At 47.4% G+C, this 25,491-nt stretch carries 22 protein-coding genes; 13 read left to right on the top strand and 9 right to left on the bottom strand.

All coding sequences use genetic code 11. The annotated features are described in order from the left end of the window. Positions 1-178 precede the first annotated feature (178 nt). On the top strand, positions 179-934 hold the full coding sequence (locus LGS26_RS06490; RefSeq protein WP_237888084.1) for an ATP-binding protein: 756 nt from the start codon (positions 179-181) through the stop codon (positions 932-934). Further along, positions 931-1,734, top strand: coding sequence for a GTP cyclohydrolase FolE2 (folE2, locus tag LGS26_RS06485; RefSeq protein WP_237888083.1), 804 nt, complete (start codon positions 931-933; stop codon positions 1,732-1,734). The genes LGS26_RS06490 and folE2 overlap by 4 nt, the downstream gene beginning before the upstream one ends. Positions 1,735-1,741: 7 nt before the next feature. Here folE2 and cobT read toward each other — a convergent pair whose 3' ends face one another. Both cobT and cobU read right to left on the bottom strand, forming a co-directional pair. After that, on the bottom strand, positions 1,742-2,812 hold the full coding sequence (gene cobT, locus LGS26_RS06480; RefSeq protein ID WP_237888081.1) for a nicotinate-nucleotide--dimethylbenzimidazole phosphoribosyltransferase: 1,071 nt from the start codon (positions 2,810-2,812) through the stop codon (positions 1,742-1,744). Between the two features lie 17 nt (positions 2,813-2,829). Further along, positions 2,830-3,369 carry a bifunctional adenosylcobinamide kinase/adenosylcobinamide-phosphate guanylyltransferase gene (cobU, locus tag LGS26_RS06475; RefSeq protein WP_237888079.1) on the bottom strand — a complete coding sequence of 180 codons (540 nt, stop codon included), beginning with the start codon at positions 3,367-3,369 and terminating at the stop codon, positions 2,830-2,832. Between the two features lie 136 nt (positions 3,370-3,505). Between cobU and LGS26_RS06470 the strand changes: the two genes are divergently transcribed. Further along, entirely contained in the window at positions 3,506-3,688 is a 183-nt protein-coding gene (locus LGS26_RS06470; RefSeq protein ID WP_237888077.1) for a ferredoxin, read from the top strand. Next, the gene (locus LGS26_RS06465) at positions 3,681-4,178 is read left to right on the top strand and encodes an LEA type 2 family protein (protein WP_237888075.1); all 498 of its coding nucleotides are present in this window, start codon (positions 3,681-3,683) and stop codon (positions 4,176-4,178) included. The genes LGS26_RS06470 and LGS26_RS06465 overlap by 8 nt, the downstream gene beginning before the upstream one ends. Before the next feature lie 107 nt (positions 4,179-4,285). On the opposite strand, the gene LGS26_RS06460 is transcribed toward LGS26_RS06465, so the two are convergent. Next, positions 4,286-4,642 (bottom strand): hypothetical protein, encoded by a 357-nt coding sequence (locus LGS26_RS06460; RefSeq protein ID WP_237888073.1) that lies wholly within the window; start codon positions 4,640-4,642, stop codon positions 4,286-4,288. 318 nt (positions 4,643-4,960) lie between these two features. Here LGS26_RS06460 and LGS26_RS06455 point away from each other — a divergent pair, with 318 nt between their 5' ends. Further along, the gene (locus LGS26_RS06455; protein ID WP_237888071.1) at positions 4,961-6,697 is read left to right on the top strand and encodes an ABC transporter ATP-binding protein; all 1,737 of its coding nucleotides are present in this window, start codon (positions 4,961-4,963) and stop codon (positions 6,695-6,697) included. Here LGS26_RS06455 and LGS26_RS06450 read toward each other — a convergent pair. Then, positions 6,688-7,422: a lipopolysaccharide kinase InaA family protein gene (locus LGS26_RS06450; protein ID WP_237888069.1), complete on the bottom strand. Its 735-nt coding sequence runs from the start codon at positions 7,420-7,422 to the stop codon at positions 6,688-6,690. The two genes, LGS26_RS06455 and LGS26_RS06450, sit on opposite strands and share 10 nt — an antisense overlap. A gap of 206 nt (positions 7,423-7,628) precedes the next feature. On the opposite strand from LGS26_RS06450, the gene LGS26_RS06445 reads away from it, so the two are divergent. From LGS26_RS06445 to LGS26_RS06435, 3 genes are read left to right on the top strand one after another with little or no spacing between them, the layout of a single operon-like run. Next, entirely contained in the window at positions 7,629-8,864 is a 1,236-nt protein-coding gene (locus LGS26_RS06445; protein ID WP_237888067.1) for an O-antigen ligase family protein, read from the top strand. Beyond that, the gene (locus tag LGS26_RS06440; protein ID WP_237888065.1) at positions 8,851-9,837 is read left to right on the top strand and encodes a class I SAM-dependent methyltransferase; all 987 of its coding nucleotides are present in this window, start codon (positions 8,851-8,853) and stop codon (positions 9,835-9,837) included. Before LGS26_RS06445 ends, LGS26_RS06440 begins: the two co-directional genes overlap by 14 nt. Before the next feature lie 42 nt (positions 9,838-9,879). Continuing rightward, on the top strand, positions 9,880-10,824 hold the full coding sequence (locus tag LGS26_RS06435) for a glycosyltransferase family 4 protein (protein WP_237888063.1): 945 nt from the start codon (positions 9,880-9,882) through the stop codon (positions 10,822-10,824). A 30-nt stretch (positions 10,825-10,854) separates the two neighbouring features. Here LGS26_RS06435 and polA read toward each other — a convergent pair whose 3' ends face one another. Then, positions 10,855-13,593 (bottom strand): DNA polymerase I, encoded by a 2,739-nt coding sequence (polA, locus tag LGS26_RS06430; RefSeq protein ID WP_237888061.1) that lies wholly within the window; start codon positions 13,591-13,593, stop codon positions 10,855-10,857. Between the two features lie 50 nt (positions 13,594-13,643). Between polA and LGS26_RS06425 the strand changes: the two genes are divergently transcribed. Genes LGS26_RS06425 through LGS26_RS06415 form a run of 3 tightly spaced genes read left to right on the top strand, consistent with a single transcriptional unit; the run spans position 13,644 to position 16,813 of the window. Continuing rightward, the gene (locus tag LGS26_RS06425) at positions 13,644-14,945 is read left to right on the top strand and encodes an adenylosuccinate synthase (RefSeq protein ID WP_237888060.1); all 1,302 of its coding nucleotides are present in this window, start codon (positions 13,644-13,646) and stop codon (positions 14,943-14,945) included. Between the two features lie 15 nt (positions 14,946-14,960). Further along, complete coding sequence (locus tag LGS26_RS06420) at positions 14,961-16,124, top strand: KamA family radical SAM protein (protein WP_237888058.1); 1,164 nt, start codon at positions 14,961-14,963, stop codon at positions 16,122-16,124. Between the two features lie 29 nt (positions 16,125-16,153). Further along, positions 16,154-16,813 carry an HAD family hydrolase gene (locus LGS26_RS06415; protein ID WP_237888056.1) on the top strand — a complete coding sequence of 220 codons (660 nt, stop codon included), beginning with the start codon at positions 16,154-16,156 and terminating at the stop codon, positions 16,811-16,813. Positions 16,814-16,838: 25 nt separating this feature from the next. Here the strand turns inward: LGS26_RS06415 and LGS26_RS06410 are convergent, their stop codons facing one another. Both LGS26_RS06410 and LGS26_RS06405 read right to left on the bottom strand, forming a co-directional pair. Further along, on the bottom strand, positions 16,839-18,170 hold the full coding sequence (locus LGS26_RS06410) for a sigma-54-dependent transcriptional regulator (protein WP_237888054.1): 1,332 nt from the start codon (positions 18,168-18,170) through the stop codon (positions 16,839-16,841). Next, on the bottom strand, positions 18,167-19,729 hold the full coding sequence (locus tag LGS26_RS06405; protein WP_237888052.1) for a sensor histidine kinase: 1,563 nt from the start codon (positions 19,727-19,729) through the stop codon (positions 18,167-18,169). The genes LGS26_RS06410 and LGS26_RS06405 overlap by 4 nt, the downstream gene beginning before the upstream one ends. 85 nt (positions 19,730-19,814) lie before the next feature. On the opposite strand from LGS26_RS06405, the gene LGS26_RS06400 reads away from it, so the two are divergent. Beyond that, positions 19,815-21,443: an alpha-D-glucose phosphate-specific phosphoglucomutase gene (locus LGS26_RS06400; RefSeq protein ID WP_237888050.1), complete on the top strand. Its 1,629-nt coding sequence runs from the start codon at positions 19,815-19,817 to the stop codon at positions 21,441-21,443. 102 nt (positions 21,444-21,545) lie between these two features. Then, positions 21,546-23,270, top strand: coding sequence for an ArnT family glycosyltransferase (locus LGS26_RS06395; protein ID WP_237888048.1), 1,725 nt, complete (start codon positions 21,546-21,548; stop codon positions 23,268-23,270). On the opposite strand, the gene LGS26_RS06390 is transcribed toward LGS26_RS06395, so the two are convergent. Together LGS26_RS06390 and LGS26_RS06385 are read right to left on the bottom strand one after the other, a co-directional pair. Beyond that, positions 23,194-23,856, bottom strand: a complete 663-nt coding sequence (locus tag LGS26_RS06390; RefSeq protein WP_237888046.1) for a phosphatase PAP2 family protein — start codon at positions 23,854-23,856, stop codon at positions 23,194-23,196. The two genes, LGS26_RS06395 and LGS26_RS06390, sit on opposite strands and share 77 nt — an antisense overlap. Beyond that, on the bottom strand, positions 23,834-25,483 hold the full coding sequence (locus tag LGS26_RS06385) for an ArnT family glycosyltransferase (RefSeq protein ID WP_237888044.1): 1,650 nt from the start codon (positions 25,481-25,483) through the stop codon (positions 23,834-23,836). The genes LGS26_RS06390 and LGS26_RS06385 overlap by 23 nt, the downstream gene beginning before the upstream one ends. Between the last annotated feature and the right edge of the window lie 8 nt (positions 25,484-25,491).

Here is a 25,491-nt window from a genome sequence, read left to right as displayed (position 1 = left end):
ATATGAAGATAGATTCCAACCTTCGCGGGAATGACAGATTAGATGTTCCTTTTATTTAAAAAATATAATGACAATTAAATCATGCCAATTTAGATTTTTAAATTAATTATTGGCAGGTTTTCGGGTTTTGATAAAAACCAGACAATAATTGACATAAACTAATATCTGGAGAATCCTGATGAAAATAGCCATAAGCGGCAAGGGCGGGGTAGGAAAGACCACAGTAAGCGCCTTTATTATAAAGGCCCTTGCAGAAATGGGAAGAGAGGTGCTGGCGATAGACGCCGATCCAAGCCCGCACCTTGCAAGGGTGCTTGGATTTAAGGGCGCGAATGCAGTCACGCCAATTGCCGAAATGCGCGAGCTGTTGCAAGAACGCTCGGAGAGAGACGGTCCTTTTTACCGGCTTAACCCCAAAGTAAACGATCTTCCCGAACGCTTCATGCTCAAAGAAGGAAACATAAAACTCATGGTACTCGGTGCCATCAGGGAGGGCGGCGGCGGGTGCGCCTGCTCGGACAATGCTGTATTAAGGGCGCTTTTAAACATGCTCCTTCTAGGCCCTGATGAAGACATAGTCCTGGACATGGAGGCAGGGGTCGAACACCTGGGCCGCGGCACCATAAAGGCTGTGGATCACCTCCTGGTCGTTGTACAACCCTACCTTGGAAGCCTTGAGACCGCAATAAAGATAAAGGCCTTGGCGCATGATATCAACATCAGACACCTTGCTGTAATAGCCAATAACATAAAAAACCAGGCTGACCTTTCATATATCAAAGAACACCTTGGCATGGACCCGATAGGGATCTTTCACGCCTCTGAAGAAGTGGCCGCCGCAGAGCGCGCATCCATACCCATCTATGAGGCAAAGCAAGGACTTAAGGCCTCTGCAACTGAGATAATCAAGAGACTCTCAGGAGGATATACATGAAAAACCATCCATGTCCGCGCCTTGTCGACGTCCAGGGCATGTCTGATGACAGGAATATCCCACTCCAACGGGTTGGAATCAAAAACATACGCTACCCAATCATTGTCCTTGACAAGGCCAACGGTGTACAACATACGGTCGCCAGTATAAACATGTATGTGGACTTGCCCCACCAGTTCAAAGGGACCCATATGAGCCGCTTTGTCGAGATATTGAATAAATACCGCCGCGAGATAAATATCCGCACATTTGAAGACATACTCCTGGAGATGAAGAAACGGCTTGAGGCCAGAGAGGCACACCTTGAGGTGGATTTTCCGTATTTTATCGAAAAGACCGCACCTGTTACAAAAACCAGAGGGCTCATGGAATATGGCTGCGGTATGCACGGCACTATGACGGACAGGCTTGACATGGTCCTTGCCGTCCGCGTGCCGGTGACTACGGTATGTCCGTGCTCAAAGGAGATATCGGACTACGGTGCGCACAATCAGAGGGGTGAGGTACGGGTCCGAGTAAGGTTTGACAGATTTTTATGGCTTGAAGACATAATCTCGGTGGTTGAAATGTCCGCCTCGTCTGACATCTATTCGGTACTGAAGAGACCGGATGAAAAATTTGTTACAGAAAGGGCCTTTGATCGACCCATGTTCGTTGAAGATGTAGTGAGGTGCGCTTGCGAGGGCATCAAGGCCCTGCCAGGAGTCACATGGTTTTCTGTAGAGGCCGAAAACTTCGAATCCATCCACAACCACTCGGCCTATGCAAGCACCACGTCGGGACCGATCGAAAATCTATAGCGGTCCTCTAGACAGGCGCATCGTTTCCGATTGACACCTTGGCATCTGAAAAGGTGGCCATCTCAAGGTAAATCTTAAGCCCGGCCTCAATAAGGCCCATAGCAAGGGCTGCACCTGTCCCCTCGCCAAGCCTCAAATCAAGATCTAGCACTGGCCTAAGCCCTATACATTCAAGCTGGACACTGTGCCCTTTCTCAACAGACTGATGCGAGGCAAAAAGATAGTCCCTGACCAACGGCTGCATGGCATATGCCGCTAAGGCCCCTGCTGTTGATATAAAGCCGTCTGTCACAACCGGCACACCTACGGATGCCGCACCAAGGACAAAACCGCATATGCCTGCTATCTCAAGACCACCTACCTTGGCCAGGACCCCTATCGGGTCAGACGGATCAGGTCTGTGAAGGTAAAGCGCCCGTTCAATCACTGAGATCTTGTGCCTCAAGGCGTCATCTCCGATCCCAGTCCCTCGGCCTGTCACGTCCTTTGGGTGCATGTCACAAAAAACCGCTGTGACGGCGCTTGCAGGGGTGGTATTGCCTATTCCCATCTCACCGGTGGCAAGGAGCGTGACCCCAGCGGCTGCGGCCTCTCTGGCAAGATCCGCCCCAACCATTACGGCCTCTATAGCCGCGGTCCTCTCCATGGCAGATATCCTGGCCATGTTTCTACTTCCATGCATGACCTTTCTTCGTATCAGGCCGTCAACCCCGGCAAAGTCGTAGTCCACGCCTATGTCAACCACCCTTACCGATGCCCCTACATGTCTTGCGAGGACATTTATCCCCGCCCCGCCAGATAAGAAATTGTAGACCATCTGGAATGTGACCTCTTTTGGAAAGGCGCTTACGCCTTCTTCCGTAACCCCATGATCGGCAGCGAACACGAATATCTCTTTTTTCGGCAGCGTTGGTTTCAGCTCACGGCGGATAAGACAGTACGTCTTTGCAAGCTCCTCAAGACGCCCGAGACTCCCCTTGGGTTTTGTAAGGTCATCAAGATGGGCTTGAATCCTGGGCTCAATATTGTAATCAACAGGCACTATGGAATCAACAAGCTCTCTAAATCTATCTTCCATTTTCATCACCCTTCTATTCATTTTAATTTAAGCGGGAGACCGGCTACCAGGAAAAAGACATTGGTGCATACCTTCAAAAGCGCTTGATGAAGCCCCCCGGCCTCATCTCTAAAACGCCTTGCCAAAGCCGACTCCGGCGCAAGGCCAAGCCCCAGCTCGTTAGATACCATGACCACAGGGGTCTTGACGAGCATAAGGGCATCAACAAGGTCATCTACCCTTTGTTTTACGTTTGCAATAGATAACCCCATGAGATTAGAGAGCCAAAGGGTCAGACAATCAACCACAATGACAGGGTATGTCTCTTGAGCATCAATTATTGCAGCGGAGATATTTATGGGCTCTTCTAGCGTCTCCCACTCAGATCCGCGTGTGGCCTTGTGGGCCTTGATCTTTGCAGCCATTTCGTCGTCGAGGGCCTGGGCCGTGGCAATAAATAGACCCTTTGCCCCTGGCATGGCGCTTTTTTTTATATAATCCTCTCCGAGCGCAAGGGCATAGGCGCTTTTGCCGCTCTTTGCCCCGCCAAGAACCAGTGTATGTGGAGATTTATCCATCACGGCATTTTACACAGCAACTCAGAGATAAGACAAGATCATATTTAGCCATGGACATCAATATCTCTCTTTGTTAAAATTGAAATTATCAGGAGAGTCAGTTTGTTTATTCATTTTTTTGCAAAAAGGAGATGTTATGCCGACACCAGTTGTTGATTATGCCCTTTGTATAGGATGCGGTTCTTGCGTTGAGGTATGTCCCGAGGTCTTTGAATTAAGAGACGAAAAGTCGTGGGTGATCGGGCCTGACAAGTGTGACACCTGCAACTGCGAAGAAGCGGCCAACATATGCCCTGTAGCGGCCATAACCCTTGAATAGCGCTATCAATCAAAAGGCCCCTGCAAGACCCTTATTATTCGTCCTTACCCTTCTTTCCATGGTGCTTCTTGCCTCCTGCGCCGTCATCAGGCCATCTGCTCCGGAGATAAATCTGGCGAGCATCAAGGTTACAGACCTTACCCTCACAAATGCAGAACTTATTGCAGGCCTCAAGGTCTACAATCCAAATGATGCCACTATAACGATAAAAGAAGTGGATTATGAACTTGCAATAGGCGGCATCAGGGTTTCAAGGGGAGAATCAATCAAAAGGATAAGGATTGGCGCATTTGAAACTGGCCAAGTGGATATGCGTCTTTCAAGCAACTATCTGGACATCATAAGGGTGCTGAACAAGGTCCAAAACGGTAGCGATATGGATTTTGTCATTGAGGGCAAGGTAAAATACGAGGTCTTCGGTTTTTCAAATCTAACCTACAGATTCAAAAAGAAAGGCACACTCCCCGTCTCCTCCCCTATTCAGAATTGAACTGATCTTTCAGGCCTGCCCATCCATACGAAAATCTCGGAGCAGGACATCTCTCTGCAAACCTCAGATCAGACGAAATTAGTCAGCGGGGTGTTATCCGTACACAGCTAGCGCCGATTGACCCCCCTGCATCCGACGCCGCCATCTGTGCCGCCTCCACGCCTGCCATGAGGCCTTGCGCCGCGACGACATGGGCCCATAAGCCTCAAACGCACCCCCGTAGAATCCTGGCCTAACTGAGTTGCGCCCGGATCAGATACTGTGATTTTATTTACAATAAATATAATATCTTCTTCTTTTTTATTTCCCCTTATCCAGACCTTGGCCGATACACCAGACGCGAACCCTTCGGGCAATCCGCAGCCACCCGCTAGGAATACAAGCCGTCCGCCCAGACACTCTCCCCTCATGCGCCCCTGTGTTACATCCATTACAAACCTACCTGTGCTGTCATCTACCGACACTACTCGGCCCTCTGCCCACCCGGCCAAGGAAGAAAAAGGATATATAAGCAAAAAAGACATACAACCCAGCAGATATATGCCTGTCTTTTTAAGAGTCATTGCCTGAAACATTTCGAGATTTCATCAGCAGAAAACCTTGTTTATTTTTTATAAATTACATCGGCCTGGACGGACGGCAAGGCCCGGGTGACACCGGCCATTGTTTGGTGTATTTTCATTTCTGCTTTAATATCATTCAAGTGAAGGTGCGCCATTAATCAAAGACTCGAAGGATCTGACAAATACGTCTCTACATCCGTCTGGCGAAAACTACGGCATTTGATAAAACCATATGCGCCAAGGGTGATCGCCGCCATCATATTCGGCTTGTTGGTCTCTGCGTTCGACGGCGCCATAGCCTGGCTCGTGAAACCAGTTATGGACCGCATATTTGTAGAGCATCAGTATAAATATATATTCTATCTGCCGGTGGGCATCGTAATTCTATATGCATTGAGAGGGGCGGCTGACTTCGCCCAGTCATACCTCATGCGCACAGCCGGCTTCCGCATGGTCAGAGACCTCAGAGACCGCTTTTTTCAAAACCTGATCAGCCTGCCGCTGTCTGTTGTCACCAAATCTTCCTCAGGTGATATGGTTTCAAGGCAGATGAACGACGTAAGCCTCATGAGCGGTATCTTGTCCGAGAGCTTCCGCACGTTTCTAGTGGAGGTCCCGAAGGTGATAGTCCTTGCGGGCATCGCAATCTACAGGCAATGGGATCTTGCGCTTTTAAGCTTTGCGCTGTTCCCCTTTATAGCATATGGGACAAAGACACTGAGCTGGTTCGTGAGGAAGAAACGGAAAATCGTTCAACAGTATATGGCCATACTCACGCACAGAATGAATGAGATGGTGATGGGCATCAAGGTGATAAAGATATTCGGCATGGAAAAGATGAAAATAGCCCAGTTTAAAAGGGAAAACCAGATATCATATCGCCAGAACGCAAAGGTCATCATGCTCAAAGAAGCCACCCAGTACCTGATCGGGGTGCTCTCAGGGGTATCAATAGCCATAATACTCGGTTATGGAGGCCTGCTGGTCGCTAAAGGCAAGATGACATCAGGCGACTTTTTCTCCATCCTTGCCGCCATAACCATTGCATTGAACCCCCTTAAAAAAATAGGTGGGGCATACAACATCTTTCAGGAGACCATCGGGGTAATGGAAAGGGTTGACCAGTTCATGGACTTTTCGCCCGAACCGGTTGAAGGGCTGCCGGTATGCGGGCTCCATAAGGGGATAGAATTCAAATCCGTCTGTTTTACATATCCAGGAAGCGACTTAAAGATACTCCATGACATAAACCTTGAGATACCAAAGGGTAAGGTGATAGCGATAGTAGGGCCAAGCGGGGCCGGCAAGAGCACAATAATCGACCTCATACCAAGATTCATCACGCCCACCAAAGGGGTGATCCTTTGGGATGGGGTAGATCTGGAGCGTTTGAATCTAATCGAACTCAGAAGAAACATTGCCATAGTAAGCCAGGACATCATACTCTTCAGCGACACGATCAGGGAAAACATAGCGGCCGGAAGACCTGATGCAACCGAAGAAGATATAGAACAGGCGGCAAGACTCGCCAATGCACATGATTTTATCATGACCTTGCCCCAAGGATATAACGCCGTTCTCGACGAAAGGGGTCTCAATCTTTCCGGGGGTCAAAGACAGCGGATAGCGCTCGCAAGGGCTATCCTGAAAAATCCGCCTCTCCTTATCCTGGACGAGGCCACCAGCGCCCTCGATACGGCATCCGAACAGGCCATCCAAAAGGCCCTAGCGATTGTTATGAAAGGACGCACAACCATTGTCGTCGCACACCGCCTGAGTACCATCCAGAATGCCGACGAAATCATAGTGCTTGATAAGGGAAGGATCGCAGCTAGAGGGACACACAGTGAACTCTTGGAGCGATCACCCCTATATAACGGGCTTTATCTCAATCTCACTTCAAGACAGACGCCAAACAACGACGAAGCCCACCTATCTGAAGTTGATCAGACATAAAGATTCTGTGGATATGATGCGGTCGAAGGTATCATCTTTCTTTTAAGAAGTCCCTTAAGGCGTTTATCTACCTCCATTTCAAAGTTAGGATCAACAGGCCACAGCTCATGATATCCATGCCTGAACGCCCTTAAAAGGCTGGTTTCGACCCGCTCCTTTATACCATCGCACAGGAATCTGGCCACATCCCTGGCCATCGCCTCCGTGTCGCTACATTTAAACCAAAACGCACCATCAAGATCGACCAGATGAAAATATGGTGCACCCTCCGGGATATCTGGGCCATTCACCATAATATTCGACCACTTAAGATCACCGTGAACCACCCCTGATCTATGAAGACGTCCGACAAGCCTGCCGAGGGAAGCAAAGTGTACCTCGCCGGCCCTTTTCGCCGCAACAAAGGCATGGAGGGTAACGGCATCCATGATGTATTCGAGAACAATAACAGTTACACCAATTGAAGGACGGACAAGGGCGATATGGGCTGGGACTGGGATACCAGCTTCTTCAAGCATCGTTCCTATGGGCCAGACCCTCCTTGGACGCCCATGAAGCCAGGGCCACCAGATCGGAAACGGCAGGGTCTTGTAGTATTTGAGAACAAACGAACGTCCGCTGCCTTGCCAAATGTAAACAGAGGTGCCCCTGCTCTTTTTTACGACCTTGATGGCCCCATCCTTTATAAAGGCATTCCACGAAGGATATCCATCTAGCATATCCATTCCGGAAGGCCCCTTCCCAATGATAATCCGTGCACCTTTCCAATTCATGAACTTCATCTGCAGCAATATAATATCAAAGCCTAGGTAGATGAAAGGGCTGATATCATATCATAATGGTGCAAAATAACCCTTTTGCAATTATATTCCGTTTGGATCCAACAAAAATCGATTCTGCCGATGGAAATAAGGGGGCAAAACAATCAATCATGACTCATCTATGGACCAGATTCAGCCCTTACCGCACATTGCTTGAACAATCTCTAGTTATAATTCTCTATTTATCTTCCTTTTTGGTCCTATTAGGCTTTATTTTTGACATTCGAGGTGAAAGTTTCATTTTTTTAGTATTGATTCCTATCTCATATATACTCCTGTGCATAATCAGAGGCAGACCACCCACACTTTTAAAAAAAGAACCTGTATTCGGATGGCTGCCGCTTATCATAACCCCTTCGTTTATAACGATAGGCCCTGATCTAACATGGCGTTACGGCAAGTCTTTTGTATGCGGGATCATCCTTTGTCTTATCGTATATGAATTAACATCTAAAAAGGACTTTTTTTACAGATATCTCGTCTTCCTTGCCGCCATAGGGGCCTTTCTGGGGCTGGACTCGATTGTCCAAGGGATATCAGGCATGGACTTTCTGGGGGTAAGACCTTTTTGGGACGGCAGGATCACTGCTATTTTTGACAACCCTATACACCTCGCCTTTTTGCTGTCAGGTATGGCCCCTGCAAGCCTTTTTCTTATGGATCGCAGAGACATTAAAGACTGTCTTGAGTTTACGCAAGCACATTCACTCATCATATCCGGCTTCGGCACGCTCTCTTTTCTATTGTGCATTACAGGGATCATCCTTTCAGGCACACGCTCTGCATGGATAGCTGCCACTGTCATGCTCCTGCCCCTTTTCAGTTCTATTTCACGCGACCTCGGCCAACGTTCGCTTCTGATCATCGGCGCTTCACTCATGGCCGGGCTCATCTTGACTGGGCATCTCATATCAGAGAGGGTGATAGAGGCCTTTGGCAACAATCCAAGATTTTATTATTGGCGACACTCAATCCCGATTATGATGAACTCCCTTTTTTTAGGCCATGGCCTTCGTTCGTCCAGGGTCTTTCCTGCAAATCCTGGACTATCAGACGGCATGTTTACCATACCGCATAATTTCTTTTTAGAAATAACCATTGAGTGCGGGATATTTGCCGTTATGATTTTTGGCTATTTTCTCTATCGCATACTTAAAGGCTATATTTTCCCTTGTCTGAAAAAGAGGCAGGGCGCCTTTTTGATCGGCATGGCATTGGGGCCAATGCTCACGGCCTTTATCTCACTTTCGTTTTTTTCAATACGTTACAATATATTTGTCTGGCCGTGTCTTGGACTCGCTCTAGGCTTTATGAGAAACAATGAGACAGGCGATGGCGGGTACTGATATCCCCTTGGAATCTTTATCTGCATGTTACCTCTGCGGGAGCGAGGGGTCTGTTCTGCACCATCGCTTAAAAGATTTACTCTATGGCGCGAATGGCGAATGGGATCTGAAGATATGCAAAAATCCTGATTGCGGCCTTGTATGGCTTGACCCAAGGCCAACAGAAAAGGTGATAGGAAAGGTCTATGCAAAATACTATACACATGATCTCAAAGGGGATAAAGACAGCAGGGAAGGCGTATCCCAATATCTTGTCAGGAAATGCATCAAGTTTTTTTATTCAATCATAAAACAGGCTGCATTGATTAAGAAAGGGCGCAAAAGGATAGATGTAATGTATCTTGACGATATAAAGCCTGGGAGATTGCTTGAGATCGGGTGTGGAAATGGTGACAGACTGATCAAGATAAGGCGGCTGGGCTGGGGTGTCGAGGGCCAGGAGATCGACCCAGTGGCTGTCAGTACGTGCCTGAGAAAACACCCTGGGCTTGAGGTTAGTCTGGGCGGACTTCGCGATCTTTCCTATCCTGATGGCGCATTTGATGCAATCATAATGAACCATGTCATCGAACACCTGCATGACCCAATGTCCCTTTTAAAAGAATGTCTCAGGATATTAAAAAAAGGCGGTGCTCTCGTACTTGCTACACCGAATATCAACAGCTTTGGGCACAGATATTTCAAATCCGCATGGCGAGGCCTTGAGCCGCCAAGACATTTATACATCTTTTCGACAAATACGCTGAAGAAATTGGCTGAAAATGCGGGCTTCGACAGATTTAAAACCTGGACAACGCCTGACAGGGCTGAATCTTTTGCACTGGGAAGTCTGGATATCCAGCAACACAAAACAGGACCAATGACGAAACTGAAGAGATATATCATGGCGATAATCTTTCAGATAAAGGCAAAATTCTTTCATGTCTCTGATCCAGGCTCAGGTGAAGAATGCGTATTAATAGCGTTTAAATAGGGCATAAATATGAATATCCTCTTTCTTATACAAGATCATGCGATGCCAAGCAGCAGAGTAAGGGTTTTAAACCTGCTTCCAGAGCTTAAAAAGCATGGCGTAACAGGGGATGTTATCAGATATCCTAAAGGGCTTTTGGAAAAGCTGAGGCTCTTTAAGATGTGCAAAGGCTACGACACGGTCTTTTTACAGAAAAAGCTTCCATCCCCTGCTGAATCATATCTCCTTAAGAGGTGTTCCAGACGGCTTGTTTTTGACTTTGATGACGCTATTTACCTGCGCCATGACAAAAACGAGACCCTAGACAGCGTATCGCGTCAAATCAAGTTCAAATATGCCGTTAAAAATGCAGACATAGTTATTGCAGGAAACAGGATACTTGCCGATGCAGCGAGAGAATTCAATCCATGTGTCAAAATCATCCCTTCAGCCGTCGAAACGAGGGGCATCCCACAAAAAGACTACAACGGCCGCAATGACAAGGTCGTTATAGGATGGGTTGGAGGAGAAATAAACCTTACCCATCTGAAGCTGCTCTCTGAAACATTTCAAAGACTTTCGAGGGAGATTAGAATGGAGATCAGGATATTGTGCAGTAAAGGCCTGGAGATCCCAGGGGTTGACGTCCGTTTCATCCCATGGCGGCTGGAGACGCAGGACATGGAGATATCCTACTTTGACATCGGCGTCATGCCCCTTCCAAAGACAAGGCATTCCGAAGGCAAATGCGGCTACAAGGCCCTGCAGTACATGGCGGCCTCTGTCCCGCCGGTCGTCTCTGACGTCGGGGTCAACGGCGAGATAGTCGAAAACGGCAAAGAAGGCCTAGTCGTCTCGGAGATCAATGGATTTTATGACGCCCTTAAGTCGCTCGCCATGAATGATAAATTGAGAAAGGAATTGGGACTCAATGCCAGAAAAAAGGTTGAAAGATATTATTCAATCCCTGTTGTTGCAAAGGCCCTGGCTGATGCTGCTTGGTTTTGAATTCCAGTCCTATTTTCAACCCAAACCCACTCATACCTCGGCCCAATTTTTGCCGGCTCCCATGCTGACCTTGAGCGGCACGCTGAGATCAATGACGCCTTCCATTATTTCCTTCACAGACCTCGATATCTCTTCAATCTCATCCTCAGGGACCTCCAGCACCAGCTCATCATGGACCTGCAGGAGCATCTTCGCCCTAGATCCGTTCGCCCCAAGCATTTCATGGACCTTAAGCATGGCAAGCTTGATGATGTCCGCGGCCGTGCCCTGGATAGGGGTGTTGATCGCGATCCTTTCAGCAGCCTCTCTTGTCGCGCGGTTTGAATTGTTGATGTCATATATATATCTCCTCCTGCCAAGAAGGGTAGTTACATATCCCTTTTCTCTCGCCTCCTTTACAATATCTTCCATATATCTCTTGACGCCTGGATAGCGCTTGAAATATCTGTCTATGAATTCCTGGGCCTGTCTCCTCTCAATGCCAAGACCCCTGGCAAGACCATAAGCACTCATCCCATAGATGATCCCGAAATTTACGGTCTTTGCCACGCGCCTCATCTCAGGCGTTACAAATTCAGGCATGATGTCATAGACCTCCGCGGCCGTGCGGGTATGGATGTCCTCATCCTTTTTAAAGGCATGGATCAGCGCGTCGTCACGGCAATAATGGGCAAGGACCCTCAGATCAATCTGGGAATAGTCCGCGGACAAGAGCAGATGGCCTGGCTTTGCAATAAAGACCGCCCTTATCCTTCTGCCTTCTTCCGTCCGCACAGGGATGTTCTGGAGGTTCGGGTCGCTTGAAGAGAGCCGCCCGGTGGCGGTCACTGTCTGATTGAAGGATGTATGCACCCTCCCGGTCTTAGGATTTATCACCTTTTTAAGCCCATCCACATATGTTGATTTAAGTTTTACGAGATTGCGGTAGATGAGTATCTTCTGAGGCAGCTCATGATGGTTTGCAAGCTCGGTCAAGACCTCGACATCCGTTGAATAGCCCGTCTTTTTTCGTGTCTTTTTGAGCTGAGGGAGGTCCAGCCGCTCGAACAAGAGTTCAGAGAGCTGTTTCGTAGAATTTATATTAAATGGACCCCCAGCAAGGGCATATATCTCCTGTTCAACAATCTCTATCCTTTGTTCAAACTCAAAAGAGAGCCTGTCAAGTCCATCCTTATCCACGAGTACCCCTGACCGTTCCATATCGGCAAGCACCCTTATTAGCGGAACCTCAAGGGTCGTAAAAAGGCCCCATAGATCGGCCTCCTTGAGCCTTTTCCACAGTATCTCACTGGCAAGGGCGGTTACATGTGCGTCTTCACATGAATAATCCCTGGCAATCTCGACGGGCACCAAGGCAAAATTCTTGGTCTTTTTTTGAGATGCAGTCACCTCTTTAAATGAAGTCATCTTATGGCCAAGAAGCTCAAGGGATATCTCGCCCAGATTGTGCCGACGCATGGAAGGGTCGATGAGGTATGAGGCAAGCATAGTGTCGCCTTCTATGCCGGCGAGCCTCAGACCCTGGTTTTCGAGGACTATTAGGTCATATTTGATGTTCTGGCCGACCTTCTTTATATTAGCGTCTGAGATTACAGACCCTAAAACCTCGGCCACGGACTTCAGGTCGGCCTGAGGCTCGCCTGTCTTGTGGCCTATGGGTATATATGCCGCCTTCGGTGGGTCGACGCATATGGATATACCTACAAGCTCCGCCAACATTGGGGACTCATGGGTGGTCTCCGTGTCGATTGTGAAACGCCCCACCCTCTTTATCATATCCACCCACCTATAAAGCGACTCTTTAGATCGAACGAGTTCATATACACCAAAAACGGGCTCTTTAGATTCATCCTGGATATGAGATGAGACATACAATCTCTTGCCGCCAGGGGCTGATTCCTTTAAAAAGCTCGTAAATTCAAGCTGTTGAAATAGCTCCCTCAATTTTTCTTGATCAGGCGGCATCCTTCGGTACACTTCAACAGCCAATGGCACGTTCACATCATCATAAAGACTTACCAATTTCAGCCATAGAGGTATATTGTCTTTGTTGGCCAAGAGGTTCTCCCTGAGTCTGCCGTTTGGAAGCCCTTCAAGGTGCGTCAGAAGCCCATCTAACGAGCCGTAGCTCTGGATCAGTTTCAGGGCCGTCTTCGGCCCTATGCCAGGTACCCCTGGGATATTATCGGAGGCGTCGCCTGAAAGCGCCATGACATCAAGGAGCCTGCGCGGTTCGATACCAAATTTTTCCCTTACCGCATCTAGGTCCATGACCTCATCCTTCATCGGGTTCCACATAGTTACATGTCCGTTTATAAGCTGAAGCAGGTCTTTATCGCCGGAGACTATCAACACCGGCCTATCTTTGACACCCCTTGCTATAGTTGCGATGATATCATCCGCCTCGTAACCGGCCATCTCTACCTGCTTCAATCCCAAGGCCTCAACAATATTCCTCACATAGGGCACCTGAAGGGCAAGGTCATCCGGCATAGTAGGGCGATTTGCCTTATAACCCTTGTAGAGGTTATGCCTAAAGGTCGGTCCTTTCGCATCCCAGATCACGGCTATAAACTCCGGATCCTTTTCACGGAGCACCTTCCATATCATACTCGTCACCCCGTATGCAGCCTTTGTAGGAAGACCTTTGCTTGTGACAAAAGGCCTCGATATGGCAAAGTAAGCCCTATAAAGATACGAACTTGCATCGACCAGAAAAAGCGGGCTGTTGTATTCTGTATTTGAAGTATTTGAATTTGACTTTTCCATATAGTTTAAGTATCCTGACAAGCCTGAAAAGTAAAGCGGAGGGGTGTCAAATGTCATCAGTTGTAGTTGTCGGGACCCAATGGGGTGACGAAGGTAAAGGCAAGATCGTAGATATACTTACCGGCCACGCGGATGTAATAGTAAGGTTTCAAGGCGGTAACAATGCAGGGCATACACTGGTGGTCGGCGGAGAAAAGTTTATATTTCATCTGATCCCATCAGGTATACTCTATGAAGACAAGCTTTGCCTCATTGGAAATGGTGTGGTCTTGGACCCGGCTGTCCTTATTGAAGAACTCGAAAGGCTGAAGGACAAGGGCATGGATATATCGACCAAAAGGCTCAGAATTAGCCAAAATGCCCATATTATTATGCCTTACCATAGGGCGCTCGACTATGCAAAAGAGGCTTCAAAATCTCACGGCAAGAAAATAGGTACCACAGGAAGGGGAATTGGCCCGTGCTACGAAGACAAGGCATCACGCTGCGGTATAAGAATGGCCGATCTTGTAGACAGCAATGTCTTCAGAGAAAAACTCGAAGAAAACATAAGGGAGAAAAACTTTATCCTAACAGAATTCCTGAAAGCAAGTCCGCTTGATGCAGGAGCTATTTACAACGAATATATGGGATATGCCGAGAGGCTCGTCAGTTTTATGGATAATATATCTATTGTTGTCGACGAGGCAAGGAAGGCGGGGAAAAACATCCTTTTCGAAGGCGCACAGGGTGCACAGCTCGACATAGACCATGGTACGTATCCGTTTGTCACATCCTCAAACACGATCGCCGGCAGCGCCTGCACAGGAACAGGCATAGGACCGAGCAAGATTGACGCTGTGGTGGGTGTCTGCAAGGCCTATACCACAAGGGTGGGCGCAGGACCATTTCCTACCGAGCTTAACGACGACATAGGGGCAAGGCTGCAGAAAAAAGGTGTGGAGTTCGGTGCCACCACAGGCAGAAGACGGCGCTGCGGTTGGCTGGACGGCGTAGTCCTGCAGGATGCCGTACGACTGAACGGACTGGATTATTTGGCGATTACAAAACTCGATGTCTTGAGCGGTATAGACCCGATCAAGATATGTACCTCATATGAAGTCAATGGGCATAGGCGCCTTGCCATGCCTGTGAACATAAACGAGATAGAGGCGGCTACGCCGGTCTATCAAGGCTGCAAGGGTTGGCATGAAGAACTAAAAGGCGCAAGATCCCTTGATGACATGCCGAAGGCCGCGCTTGACTACATAAAAACCATCGAAGAGATAGCAGGCATACCTACAATGTTGGTATCTGTCGGCCCATCAAGGGAAGAGACCATACTCGTCAAAAATCCGTTTGAAAGATCCTAACGCCTCATCGATCTGATGGATGACACCTATAGAATCACGGCGTACGGCCGCCGGATCAAAGACATGTGGCCAGACGCAACCGAGAAGGATTGGTTTGATTGGCGGTGGCAGATTGCAAATCGTATAAGGGATCTTGACAGATTAACGACACTCCTTGGTCTCAGGGCTGATGATCTCCCTCTTTACGGTAATCTCATCTCCACCTACAGATACGCTGTAACGCCGTATTACCTTTCACTGATCGATTTTTCCGATCCTGCGGATCCAATAAAAAAACAGTGTCTGCCGGATCCAAAAGAGATAACGTTCAGGCTCCCAGGCTCTAACGAAGATCCGCTCGCAGAGCAACGCTACATGCCTGTCTCTGGTCTCATACACAGATATCCTGACAGGGCACTCATCCTCCTTACGAACATGTGCGCCATGTACTGCCGACACTGCAACAGAAAGCGCCTGTGGGCAGGACATGGCGAAAGGATCATCGGGGAAAAGGCCCTTTGCCGCATCCTTTCCTACATCAAAACGGATTCCAGGATAAGGGAGGTTATCATCTCGGGAGGCGATCCTCTCCTGGTAAGCACGGATTTCCTTGATGAACTCCTTGGAAAGATAAGGAAATTTACTCACGTCGAGGTCATAAGGATAGGTACCCGCATACCAGCCGTGCTTCCAATGCGAATCACCAACAGGCTCATCGATGTCATTTCAAGACACAGGCCTGTTTGGATCAATACCCACTTCAATCACCCGCGCGAACTGACCGAAGAGGCTGTTTCAGCCTGTGAGAGGATCCTTACGGCCGGCATCCCGGTCTCAAATCATACGGTGCTCCTTAGGGGAATAAACGACTCCGCCCAGACTATTAAGACCCTCTGCAGTGCCCTTCAGAGGCATATGATAAGGCCATATTATCTCTTTCACTGCGACGCCGTATCAGGCACCGACCATTTCAGAACAGATATTCGAAGAGGTATAGAGATAATGGACGATCTATATGGCAAACTTGGCGGACTAGCCATGCCTGATTATGTAGTCGACCTGCCAGACGGAGGAGGAAAGGCCAGGATTATGCCCTCGCATATTGTCTCGATTGATGATAATATGGCCGTGTTCAAGACCTTTGAAGGGAGGCTCATACATTATCTCTCCCCGAAAGGGGCGGATGATGGGACAGATTAACAAAATCTATATTCAAAGATAGTAGGAAGATGAAAAAGTCAGTCTTGTTTGATATGGACGGCGTAATACTTGACAGTATGTCATTTCATGTAAGGGCTTGGCAAGACGCCTTGGCCGAGTGCGGCGTTTCCGTACCTGAAGAAGTCATATATCTCCATGAGGGTGCCATAGAACCTAAAACGGCCATAGATATATTTGAAAAAAATGGACTCCGCATGGATGAAGAGGGTTTCAAGGGGCTTTTCAGGCGCCAAATGGAGATATTCAATACACATTACAGACATATGGTGCGTCCATATCCGGAGGCACCAGGCTTGGTTAAGACGCTTTCATCTAAGGGTATTCGAATAGCGCTTGTTACGAGCTCCCACAAAGAGATTGTCGAAAACATCCTGCCGAAGGAAATCCTGGGACGTATTGACCATATCGTAACTGGCGACAGCATCAATAGGCGCAAACCCTTTCCTGACCCATATCTTGCAGCCGTGTCAGGCCTCGGCATCCATAAACAGGCCTGCCTTGTGGTGGAAAACGCACCGGCAGGGATTGCGGCGGCAAAGGCTGCATCCCTCCACTGTGTAGCCATCACAACCACACTTTCAATGGAGTACCTCTCACAAGCCGATAAGGTCCTTTCGTCGCACGTAGAGCTTGAAGAATACATATCCGAATGGACGGCGACGAATTGAAAAACTAAGACCATGGACTTAGGGCCTATCTTGGCCTGATTATCCCGTGTTTCTGGATCTTATATCTGATCACCCTCTCGCTGATCCCGAGTTGTGCAGCCGCTTTGGTCTGGTTCCAACCGTTCTGTTCAAGCGCAGAGATGATCATGCGTCGCTCAACGGCATCAAGCCTTGCGTTTAATATGCCTATATCCTCGCCCTGATATGCCCTTATCTCATCAGGCAGATCAGATGGCCTTATCACCTTGCCCCTTAGAAGGGTAACCGTCCTTTGGATGATGTGCTCAAGCTCCCGAACATTGCCTGGATATGGATATTTCATCAACACATCAAGGGCGTCTGGAGAGAAATCAATGGGTCTCTGCGCATATCTCCTGACAAAAAAATCGATGAGCAACGGGATGTCTTCTTTTCTCTGACGAAGAGGCGGCATCTCTATCTCAAAGACATTAAGTCTATAGTAAAGGTCTTCCCTGAATTGGCCAATCTTTGACATTCCCTTCAAGTCCCGGTTGGTTGCAGCTAGGACACGCACGTCTATTACAGCGTCTTTTTCAGAACCTACACGTGTTATACGTCCCTCCTGCAGGACCCTCAAAAGTTTTGGTTGAAGGGCAAGTGGCATCTCGCCTATCTCATCAAGAAAGAGCGTCCCGCCTCTCGCAAGCTCAAATTTACCCCGCTTTAATGAAACAGCGCCGGTAAATGCCCCTCTTTCATGTCCGAACAGCTCGCTTTCAAAGAGATTTTCAGGTATCGCCGCACAATTTATCTCTATAAAAGGCCTGCCCTTTCTGTCACTCAAGCCGTGTATGAGTCTGGCCATAACCTCCTTGCCGGTACCAGTCTCACCGCTTATGAGAACCGCCCAAGGGGTTCGCGCTATCTTATAGGCGATGGAGACGACCTCTTTCATCGTAAGGGAGTTCGCAATTATCCCATCTGGAAGGTAGCCATCATCCATAAAATCTCTGACCGTCTTGATATCTTCCTCCACAGACACCCTTTCATCAATCTCCTGTATCTTTTGAATGAGATCTGTCAGGTCCACTGGCTTTTCCAGAAAATCATCGGCCCCCAGCTTCATCGCCCTGACCGCTGTGTCGACAGCGCCATATGCGGTTATAATAATGGCATGAACCAATGGGTTTATCACCTTGAGCCTTTTAAGGACCTCATCACCCGTCATTCCAGGCATCCTGTGGTCAAGGAACACCAGCTGCACGGGTGTCTTTTTAAAAACCACCAGGGCCTCTTCGCCGTTTTGAGCGGTGATGACATCATGGCCTTGGTTTTTGAGAAAACCAGACAGCAGCTCAATCTGCTCCGGTTCGTCATCTACAATCATTATTTTCATAACGCTGTTACGTCCTTTCCGCTACAAGCTGGCAGATATACGATCAATTCGATCACGCCCTCTTGCCTGATATCGGCATACATCTTACCGCCATGGGCTGCTACTATACGATTTGATATGGCGAGACCAAGCCCCGTCCCCCTGGTCTTAGTTGTAAAATACGGCTCGAATATACGCACAAGGTCATCCCGGTCCGGTATATCCCCTGCATTTCTTATCCGGAGCACGATGGATACGCCTTCTGAATCTATAGAGATATCGATAAATCCGCCTTGTTTCTGGGCCTCGATCGCATTTTTAATCAGGTTTTCCAATACTTGCCAAAGGAGTTCGGGATCTGCATCGATTTCGCCTGGTATATTGTAGTATGTATTCACCTTGATGTCCGATTCATCGATACGGTCTCTGTACAAAGCAAGCACATCGTCGACAACTATCGAAAGCCTCACCCGTCTTAATCTCGGTACAGGCGGCTTCGAGTACCTAAGCAGCCCGGTAACTATCCCGTTCATGCGCTTGAGCGCATTCAAAACCATATCCAAAAGCCTTTTATGCTCTTCAGTCAGACATCCTGTCTCGATTTTCAACCTCTGAAGCCCTATGCCCATGGCGTTTAACGGGTTTCTGATCTCATGGGCGATGGATGCAGCAGCCCTGCCGAGGGCCGCCTCCTCTCTCTGGATGGACAGATTTTTTTCATAATCCTTGACCTTTGAGATATATTTCATCTGCCATTTGTAGAGCAGCCATGAGAGAAATCCGCAGGTCAGGGCGAGCGTCACGGAAAAAACGGCAAAATCCCGCCAGAGCCTGCGCTTTAAATCATTGAGGGGTGAAGCATCCACGCCTACAACGAGCACGGCCGCCTTGCCGAGCCCCATCTTCACCTCTGCAACCGGCCCATCCTTCATATTTACAATAGATACGCTCGGCGGTGCCGAAATCGCGCCCTCATCTGATATGGCGTCGATCGACCCCACCCCCTTGATCTTCACATAGCGTATACCCTGGAGACCTTCTATGTCTTTCAACACACTTGAGAGGCCTATCTCTTCCATAAGTCTTTTTATACGCTCTGTTTTCACGCCAGTTATTACGCAACGTCTTGATTCTCCAATCCGTGCGGCATAAAAAAGGAGATGAAGGATCTGGTCATAGGCCAGAACGGGTGTTTCCCCGCAGCCGATGGCCCTTGTCTTTGTCCACCCTGGGGGCCCTTCAGTCATCGAACCGTCCTGACGTATGATCTTTATGCCGGCAAGACCTGATTCTCTAGCAAAGGCGGAGAGCTCTTCCGATGAAAAAGGCTTAACTACATCCAGATATTCAATAAACCTGTCTGCATTGCCAAGGAATATCTTCAATATCTCATCTGTTACACCCTTTGCAAGTATAGCACCTTTTGCATGGAGCCTGACCACATCGGCAACCAATCTCGCATGACTCTTTGCATCGTCCAGAAAGGTCTTCTGCGCCCCGGCAGCTTGGGAAAAGAAGTATGTAACGACCATGAGAAACATACTCAAAAAGATTACGATGTTTCCCTGCCAGAGCGGCATATCAGAGGCCGCCACGGATTTACATTTGCAATATAGTTTGTTAGGATTGAAAAATGTCATAATTTTTAAGGATAACATAACGTTAATGCAGGTAAAAGCCATAAAAACCGCTCCGTTTAAAGACCAGAAACCAGGAACATCCGGGCTGCGGAAAAAGACCAGCGTATTCAAGACGCCAGGCTATCTTGAAAACTTCATCCAGTCCATCTTTGACTGCATGAAAGAAAAGCGGGCGATAGTGCTAGGCGGCGACGGGCGTTATTACAACAACGAGGCCATCCAGACAATTTTAAAAATGGCGGCGGCAAACGGCATAGGAAAGGTGCTCGTGGGCAAGGGCGGCATCCTTTCGACTCCTGCAGCCTCATGCGTGATAAGAAAATACGGGCTTTCAGGCGGAATCATCCTCTCGGCAAGCCACAACCCTGGCGGACCGGAAGGTGACTTCGGGGTCAAGTTCAACATACAAAACGGCGGCCCTGCCCCTGAAGCCGTGACAGAAGCGATCTTCAGGCGAAGCCTTGAGATTACGGAATACAAAATCATCGAAGGTTGCGGCGAGATAGACATAGGGAAAGTCGGCAAGTCCCGCCTTCATCAGACCGAGATCGAGATATTTGACCCTGTCAGCGATTACGCCGCCTTAATGGAGGGACTCTTTGACTTTGAGCGCATAAATGGACTTTTGAGATCTGGCTTCTCGATGCGTTTCGACGCCATGAACGCCGTAACTGGCCCCTATGCAGAAGAGATATTCGAGAGACGTCTCGGCGCACCTTCTGGCACAGTTATAAACGGGACGCCGCTCCCAGATTTTGGAGGCAGACACCCTGATCCGAACCTCACATATGCCAAGGGGCTTGTGGATCTCATGTTTTCCCCTGGGGCACCTGACCTCGGCGCCGCATCAGATGGTGACGGCGACAGAAATATGATCCTTGGTAAAGGCATCTTTGTGACCCCCAGTGACAGCCTTGCCGTCCTTGCCGCAAACGCAGACACCGTACCTGGCTATAAAGACGGCCTTAAGGGGGTGGCCAGGTCCATGCCTACAAGCGCGGCGGTTGACAGGGTGGCCGAGACCCTACACATCCCATGCTATGAGACACCCACAGGCTGGAAGTACTTCGGCAATCTTTTAGACGCCGATCTCGTCACGCTCTGCGGGGAAGAGAGCTTCGGTACCGGATCAATCCACATCAGGGAAAAAGACGGACTCTGGGCGGTCCTCTTTTGGCTCAATATCCTTGCAACAAGAAATAAAGGTGTGGCAGAGGTCGTACAAGGGCACTGGAGGCGGTTCGGCAGAAATTTCTATCAGAGGCACGATTATGAAGACCTCGACCAGGATACCGCTAGGCTTCTAATCGAACGACTCAGAAACGCCCTTCCAGGGCTTAAGAACAAGGTCTTCAACGGCTATGAGATAGAGGCGGCGGATGAGTTCAGCTACGAAGACCCGGTAGAAGGCGGCCTGATTACAGGCCAGGGCATAAGAATCATGCTCAAGGGTGGGGCAAGGATCGTCTTCAGACTCTCTGGCACAGGAACCAGCGGAGCCACGCTCAGGATATATCTTGAGAGATACGAGAAAGTGCCTGACCTGCACATCCAAGAACCGAAAGACGCCCTTCGAGGTCTTGTCTCCGCAGCGGACGGGATCGCCAGGATAAAGGAGACCTTAAAAAGGGACGAGCCGACCGTTATCACCTGATTTTTTAACCCTGTTTTAATTTCACTTTAATTCAGCAGTAATTTTACGCCGATATAATTTTACCCTTGATATTTCGAAAAATATCGAAAGGGCGTGGGTTATATGGACAATCACCTCAGAGAAGGTGACAAAAAGGCATTTTATGTATTTTTACTGGCCATTTCTGTAGCGATGGCTGTAAATGTCGCATATCCATATCTCTGGGGGCCTGATGAGCCAAGAGAGGCCGAGTCGGCAAGGGAGGCCCTTGAGACCGGAAACTTCGTCATCCCGCACTTGTGTGGCTTGCCCTTTCTAGAAAAGCCACCTCTTTATTACGACATGATCGCCGCAGCCTACAAGCTGACAGGCCGCATCACGCCGCCGGTTGCAAGGGCTGTATCCGCCGGCCTCGGCGCCCTGATGCTGGCGTCGGTCTTCTTCTTCGGCCTCAAATGGGGAGGGATGCGAAGGGGTGTACTTGCAGCCCTGATACTTGCATCCATGCCGCAGTTTTACAGATACAGCCACTGGATACTCCTCGACATTGGAGTAGGGGCCTTCAGTGTGATGGCCCTCTCGGCCTTTTTTTACTGGCTGAGCTGGGCAGATGACGAAAAAAAGAAAAATCTGGCGCTTTTTATATTTTATCTGGGGAGCCTGTGCGCCTTTCTCACAAAAGGCATAGTTGGCGTCTTTCACACAGCTGTCGTAACAGCGGCTTTTCTGTTTGCAACAAGACGCACATCTACCATGAAACAGCTATTGTCCTCCCCTTTCATCTTTGTCTTTCTCGCACCCATGGCCGTCTGGATCTATCTCTATTATAGAGAAGGTGGGATCTGCTATTTACACGAACACTTTGTAAACAATATCATCGGGAGATTCATACACAGGCATTTTGAACTGGCTGGATGTCATTTTTATTGGACGGACCTCGGAAACCAGGCGCCGTGGTATTTCTATATCCAAAGGCTTCCTGACATGTTCGGCCTGGCACTTGTCGTCCTGCCCTTTGCATTGTGGAGCGACGTACAAAGGTTACGCAAGGGCGAACTTGCGAAAAATAACCATGAACCCGTCATCTTCCTTATCATCTGGATGATCCTCCCCATAGCCCTCCTCTCGTTCCCGGTAATAAAGGAAGTGAGCTATGTCCTTCCTTCTTATGGAGCCGCCGCCATCCTGATCGCAGGTTGGCTTGACGAAAGACTTGAGGGGGTCAATAGACTCAGATGGGAGGGCGTGTCTTGGCTCTTCATGATCATCCTGCTCGCTGCATCAAGGCCGATCTTTCTTGGGTGGCTACACGTAAATGTAAAGACCTATCTAGTAATCTCGGCCGTCTTTTTCCTTGCCGTTATACCGTTTATGATCAAAGCTGTGTCAAAGAAGCACTTTACAAGGCTTACATTCCTGACGATCTCAATGGCCATTGGCGCCCTGGTGATAGCCAACACCCCCAAAGTCATTCTCCATACAAGACCGCACCTCAAAAACAAATGCTACATGTGCCTTGCCAATATGATCAAGCCATTTCTAGAAGACAAAACGATCTATCTATATAAGCCTGGCGACACATTAAGGGGCGCCATACCTTTTTATATGAACAAAACTACATACGAGATAGACAGACCATGGGAGCTCTGCTCTGCCCTTCTATCAAACAATGGTGTTGTCATAATGGACAAAGACAGCATAAATGATTTAACTATCGAACCTCCCTGCCTATTGATAGCCTTGCTTGGAAATTACCGCATCGTCATACTTCCTAAAATGGGCCTTGACGCCCAATATGCCCTTCTGATCCAGGATGGAGGTGCAGGGGTGTGGACGATTTCAAAATAAAGGCACTTACAGCCTTTCCGACCAACATCCCTACAACCATCCCCACCAACACATCGGATGGGAAATGTGCTGTATCTTCAATCCTCTCAAAACCTATAAGAACAGCAAAGCCATAAAATAGACTCCTATATCGAGGATAATATCTCGAGAGTATATAGGCAAAACAAAACGCCAGGGTAGTATGACCTGATGGAAATGAATCGTATCCGCTTTTAATTGAGGGACCTATTAACACAAGATTATCAGTCAATCTTGGTCTCGCCCTCCCTATAATGTGCTTGATGATTTGAACGACTATACCGGCAGATATCAAACTTATAAACAAGACCTTTCCGCATTCATACAGCTTCTTATCGATAAATTTTCCGACGATATAAAGCAGCAATCCACTAAGTATCAACGTTAAACCATAACCAATAAAATTTACTACAGGATCGATTAACTCAAGCAATCGTGAAATAACTAAATCATTCTCATGTAAATTTCTTACTGATTCAATTGTCAATTTATCAAAATGAAATAAAAACAGCGGCAAAATCAATAGCAATAGAATGAATAAAATTTTATTTTCTTTCAAGAATTGCATAATCGCCCTCATTTTTCAATACGTTCAGACCAAGCTGCGTAAGATTTGATATATTTTTTGCCTTTGCGATTACAACTGCATGCGCATTCTTTTCAAGAGCACGTATCATATCTTCTTTATTTCTTATGCTTAATATTTTATGATCGGAATAAAAAATAATACTGGGTTTATTCAAATCATATACAATTATTTTTTCATTAGCAGGCAGATTTTTTTTAATATATAAACTATATCTATAGAGCGTACCCTGAAGATATTCATTTATAATAGGCAATGCATTGATAGAGAAAACAATTAAAAAGATAGTCATCAATGTACATAAATAGAAAAAGACTGTTTTTTTTAAAAACAGCCTATATAAACTTACGATTATCATTCCAAACATTAGAAAACTAATTCCTAATGTCCATGTAGTATCATCATAAACGCCTATCTTAAAAAGATACTTCTTACTGAAGAAGAAGATAATCATACCAACAATAAATGAAAAAACGCCTAAGACTACGTAACTGTACTCCTCCCATTTATCATGTTCTGACAAACCTATTGAAATGAGTATCGCCACTGCCGGTATAGACGGGAGGATATAATTCGGAAGTTTCGTCGTAGAAAATGAAAAAAACAAAAATATAACAGCAAACCATATGAAGGCAAGTAGACCAATTGACGCTCTATGGTCGACGGGCTTTCTTTTTTTATCATTAAAAATATTTCTTATTAGAAGAGTTAGATTACTGTCTTTGATCACTGCCCTGATGCCCGACGGGAAGAAGACAATCCATGGGAAAAACCCAAGTAACAACACAGGAATAAAATAATAAAAAGGTCCCCTATGACCCGATATAACATCCAGATATCTGGCGAAGTGATGTTTTATAAAAAACTGATCTACAAATTCCATGCCGTTGATGGCCAATTGGGCGCCATACCATGGCCCTGAAACAATTAGGAATAGAACAATACCTTTAATATTGAACACCCTTTTGATTTCCTTTGGGCCTTTTGTAATTGCCAGATAGATAATGGCAATACCAAAAGGGAAAACTATCCCTATCAATCCTTTGGTAAGGAATGCAAGGGCTGAAAATAAATAAAATCCATAACTGAACATAGCTCTCACATAAGGAGAGATATGAGAACCATCGCTGAAATCATCGGCATTGAAGATATAAAAAGAAAATATGGAAACTGTTATAAATAGTGTAAGCAACATATCTGTAACTGCTGCATGAGAATAAACAAAAAAATAAATAGATAAAACAAAAGATATGGTTGAGTAAACGGCATATTTTTCGCCAATAAAACGTCTGACGAAGAAAAAAATAGATAATACCAACAGCGTACCTGCTAAGGCAGATGGAAATCGAGCAGCAAATTCGTTTATACCAAATGTCTTATAAGACGCTGCCATCATCCAATAGAAAAGAATCGGTTTATCGTATCGATTCACTCCATTATAGGTAGGAGTTATGAAGTCACCGGTCTTGATCATCTCCTTTGTGGCCTCTGCAAAGACCGCTTCATCTACATCAAAAAGCGTTGTTGCGCCAAGCCTGAAAAAGGAAACGAACAGGGTGATTGCAACGATAAGAGGTAATAAAAATTTTATTGATCGCAAATTGCTCATTAGAAATT

Source organism: Dissulfurimicrobium hydrothermale (assembly GCF_022026155.1).
Lineage (GTDB): Bacteria > Desulfobacterota > Dissulfuribacteria > Dissulfuribacterales > Sh68 > Dissulfurimicrobium > Dissulfurimicrobium hydrothermale.
This window is presented reverse-complemented; position numbering and strand designations above follow the sequence as displayed.

What these genes read in the sequence shown, in the direction of transcription:
- LGS26_RS06420 (WP_237888058.1), top strand. Translation starts at nt 14,961, where the DNA reads ATGGATGACACCTATAGAATCACGGCGTACGGCCGCCGGATCAAAGAC.
- LGS26_RS06395 (WP_237888048.1), top strand. Translation starts at nt 21,546, where the DNA reads ATGGACAATCACCTCAGAGAAGGTGACAAAAAGGCATTTTATGTATTT.
- folE2 (WP_237888083.1), top strand. Translation starts at nt 931, where the DNA reads ATGAAAAACCATCCATGTCCGCGCCTTGTCGACGTCCAGGGCATGTCT.
- cobT (WP_237888081.1), bottom strand. Translation starts at nt 2,812, where the DNA reads ATGGAAGATAGATTTAGAGAGCTTGTTGATTCCATAGTGCCTGTTGAT.
- LGS26_RS06425 (WP_237888060.1), top strand. Translation starts at nt 13,644, where the DNA reads ATGTCATCAGTTGTAGTTGTCGGGACCCAATGGGGTGACGAAGGTAAA.
- LGS26_RS06470 (WP_237888077.1), top strand. Translation starts at nt 3,506, where the DNA reads ATGCCGACACCAGTTGTTGATTATGCCCTTTGTATAGGATGCGGTTCT.
- LGS26_RS06410 (WP_237888054.1), bottom strand. Translation starts at nt 18,170, where the DNA reads ATGAAAATAATGATTGTAGATGACGAACCGGAGCAGATTGAGCTGCTG.
- LGS26_RS06385 (WP_237888044.1), bottom strand. Translation starts at nt 25,483, where the DNA reads ATGAGCAATTTGCGATCAATAAAATTTTTATTACCTCTTATCGTTGCA.
- LGS26_RS06390 (WP_237888046.1), bottom strand. Translation starts at nt 23,856, where the DNA reads ATGCAATTCTTGAAAGAAAATAAAATTTTATTCATTCTATTGCTATTG.
- polA (WP_237888061.1), bottom strand. Translation starts at nt 13,593, where the DNA reads ATGGAAAAGTCAAATTCAAATACTTCAAATACAGAATACAACAGCCCG.
- LGS26_RS06435 (WP_237888063.1), top strand. Translation starts at nt 9,880, where the DNA reads ATGCCAAGCAGCAGAGTAAGGGTTTTAAACCTGCTTCCAGAGCTTAAA.
- LGS26_RS06415 (WP_237888056.1), top strand. Translation starts at nt 16,154, where the DNA reads ATGAAAAAGTCAGTCTTGTTTGATATGGACGGCGTAATACTTGACAGT.
- LGS26_RS06450 (WP_237888069.1), bottom strand. Translation starts at nt 7,422, where the DNA reads ATGGATATGCTAGATGGATATCCTTCGTGGAATGCCTTTATAAAGGAT.
- LGS26_RS06490 (WP_237888084.1), top strand. Translation starts at nt 179, where the DNA reads ATGAAAATAGCCATAAGCGGCAAGGGCGGGGTAGGAAAGACCACAGTA.
- LGS26_RS06400 (WP_237888050.1), top strand. Translation starts at nt 19,815, where the DNA reads ATGCAGGTAAAAGCCATAAAAACCGCTCCGTTTAAAGACCAGAAACCA.
- LGS26_RS06445 (WP_237888067.1), top strand. Translation starts at nt 7,629, where the DNA reads ATGACTCATCTATGGACCAGATTCAGCCCTTACCGCACATTGCTTGAA.
- cobU (WP_237888079.1), bottom strand. Translation starts at nt 3,369, where the DNA reads ATGGATAAATCTCCACATACACTGGTTCTTGGCGGGGCAAAGAGCGGC.
- LGS26_RS06440 (WP_237888065.1), top strand. Translation starts at nt 8,851, where the DNA reads ATGGCGGGTACTGATATCCCCTTGGAATCTTTATCTGCATGTTACCTC.
- LGS26_RS06405 (WP_237888052.1), bottom strand. Translation starts at nt 19,729, where the DNA reads ATGCCGCTCTGGCAGGGAAACATCGTAATCTTTTTGAGTATGTTTCTC.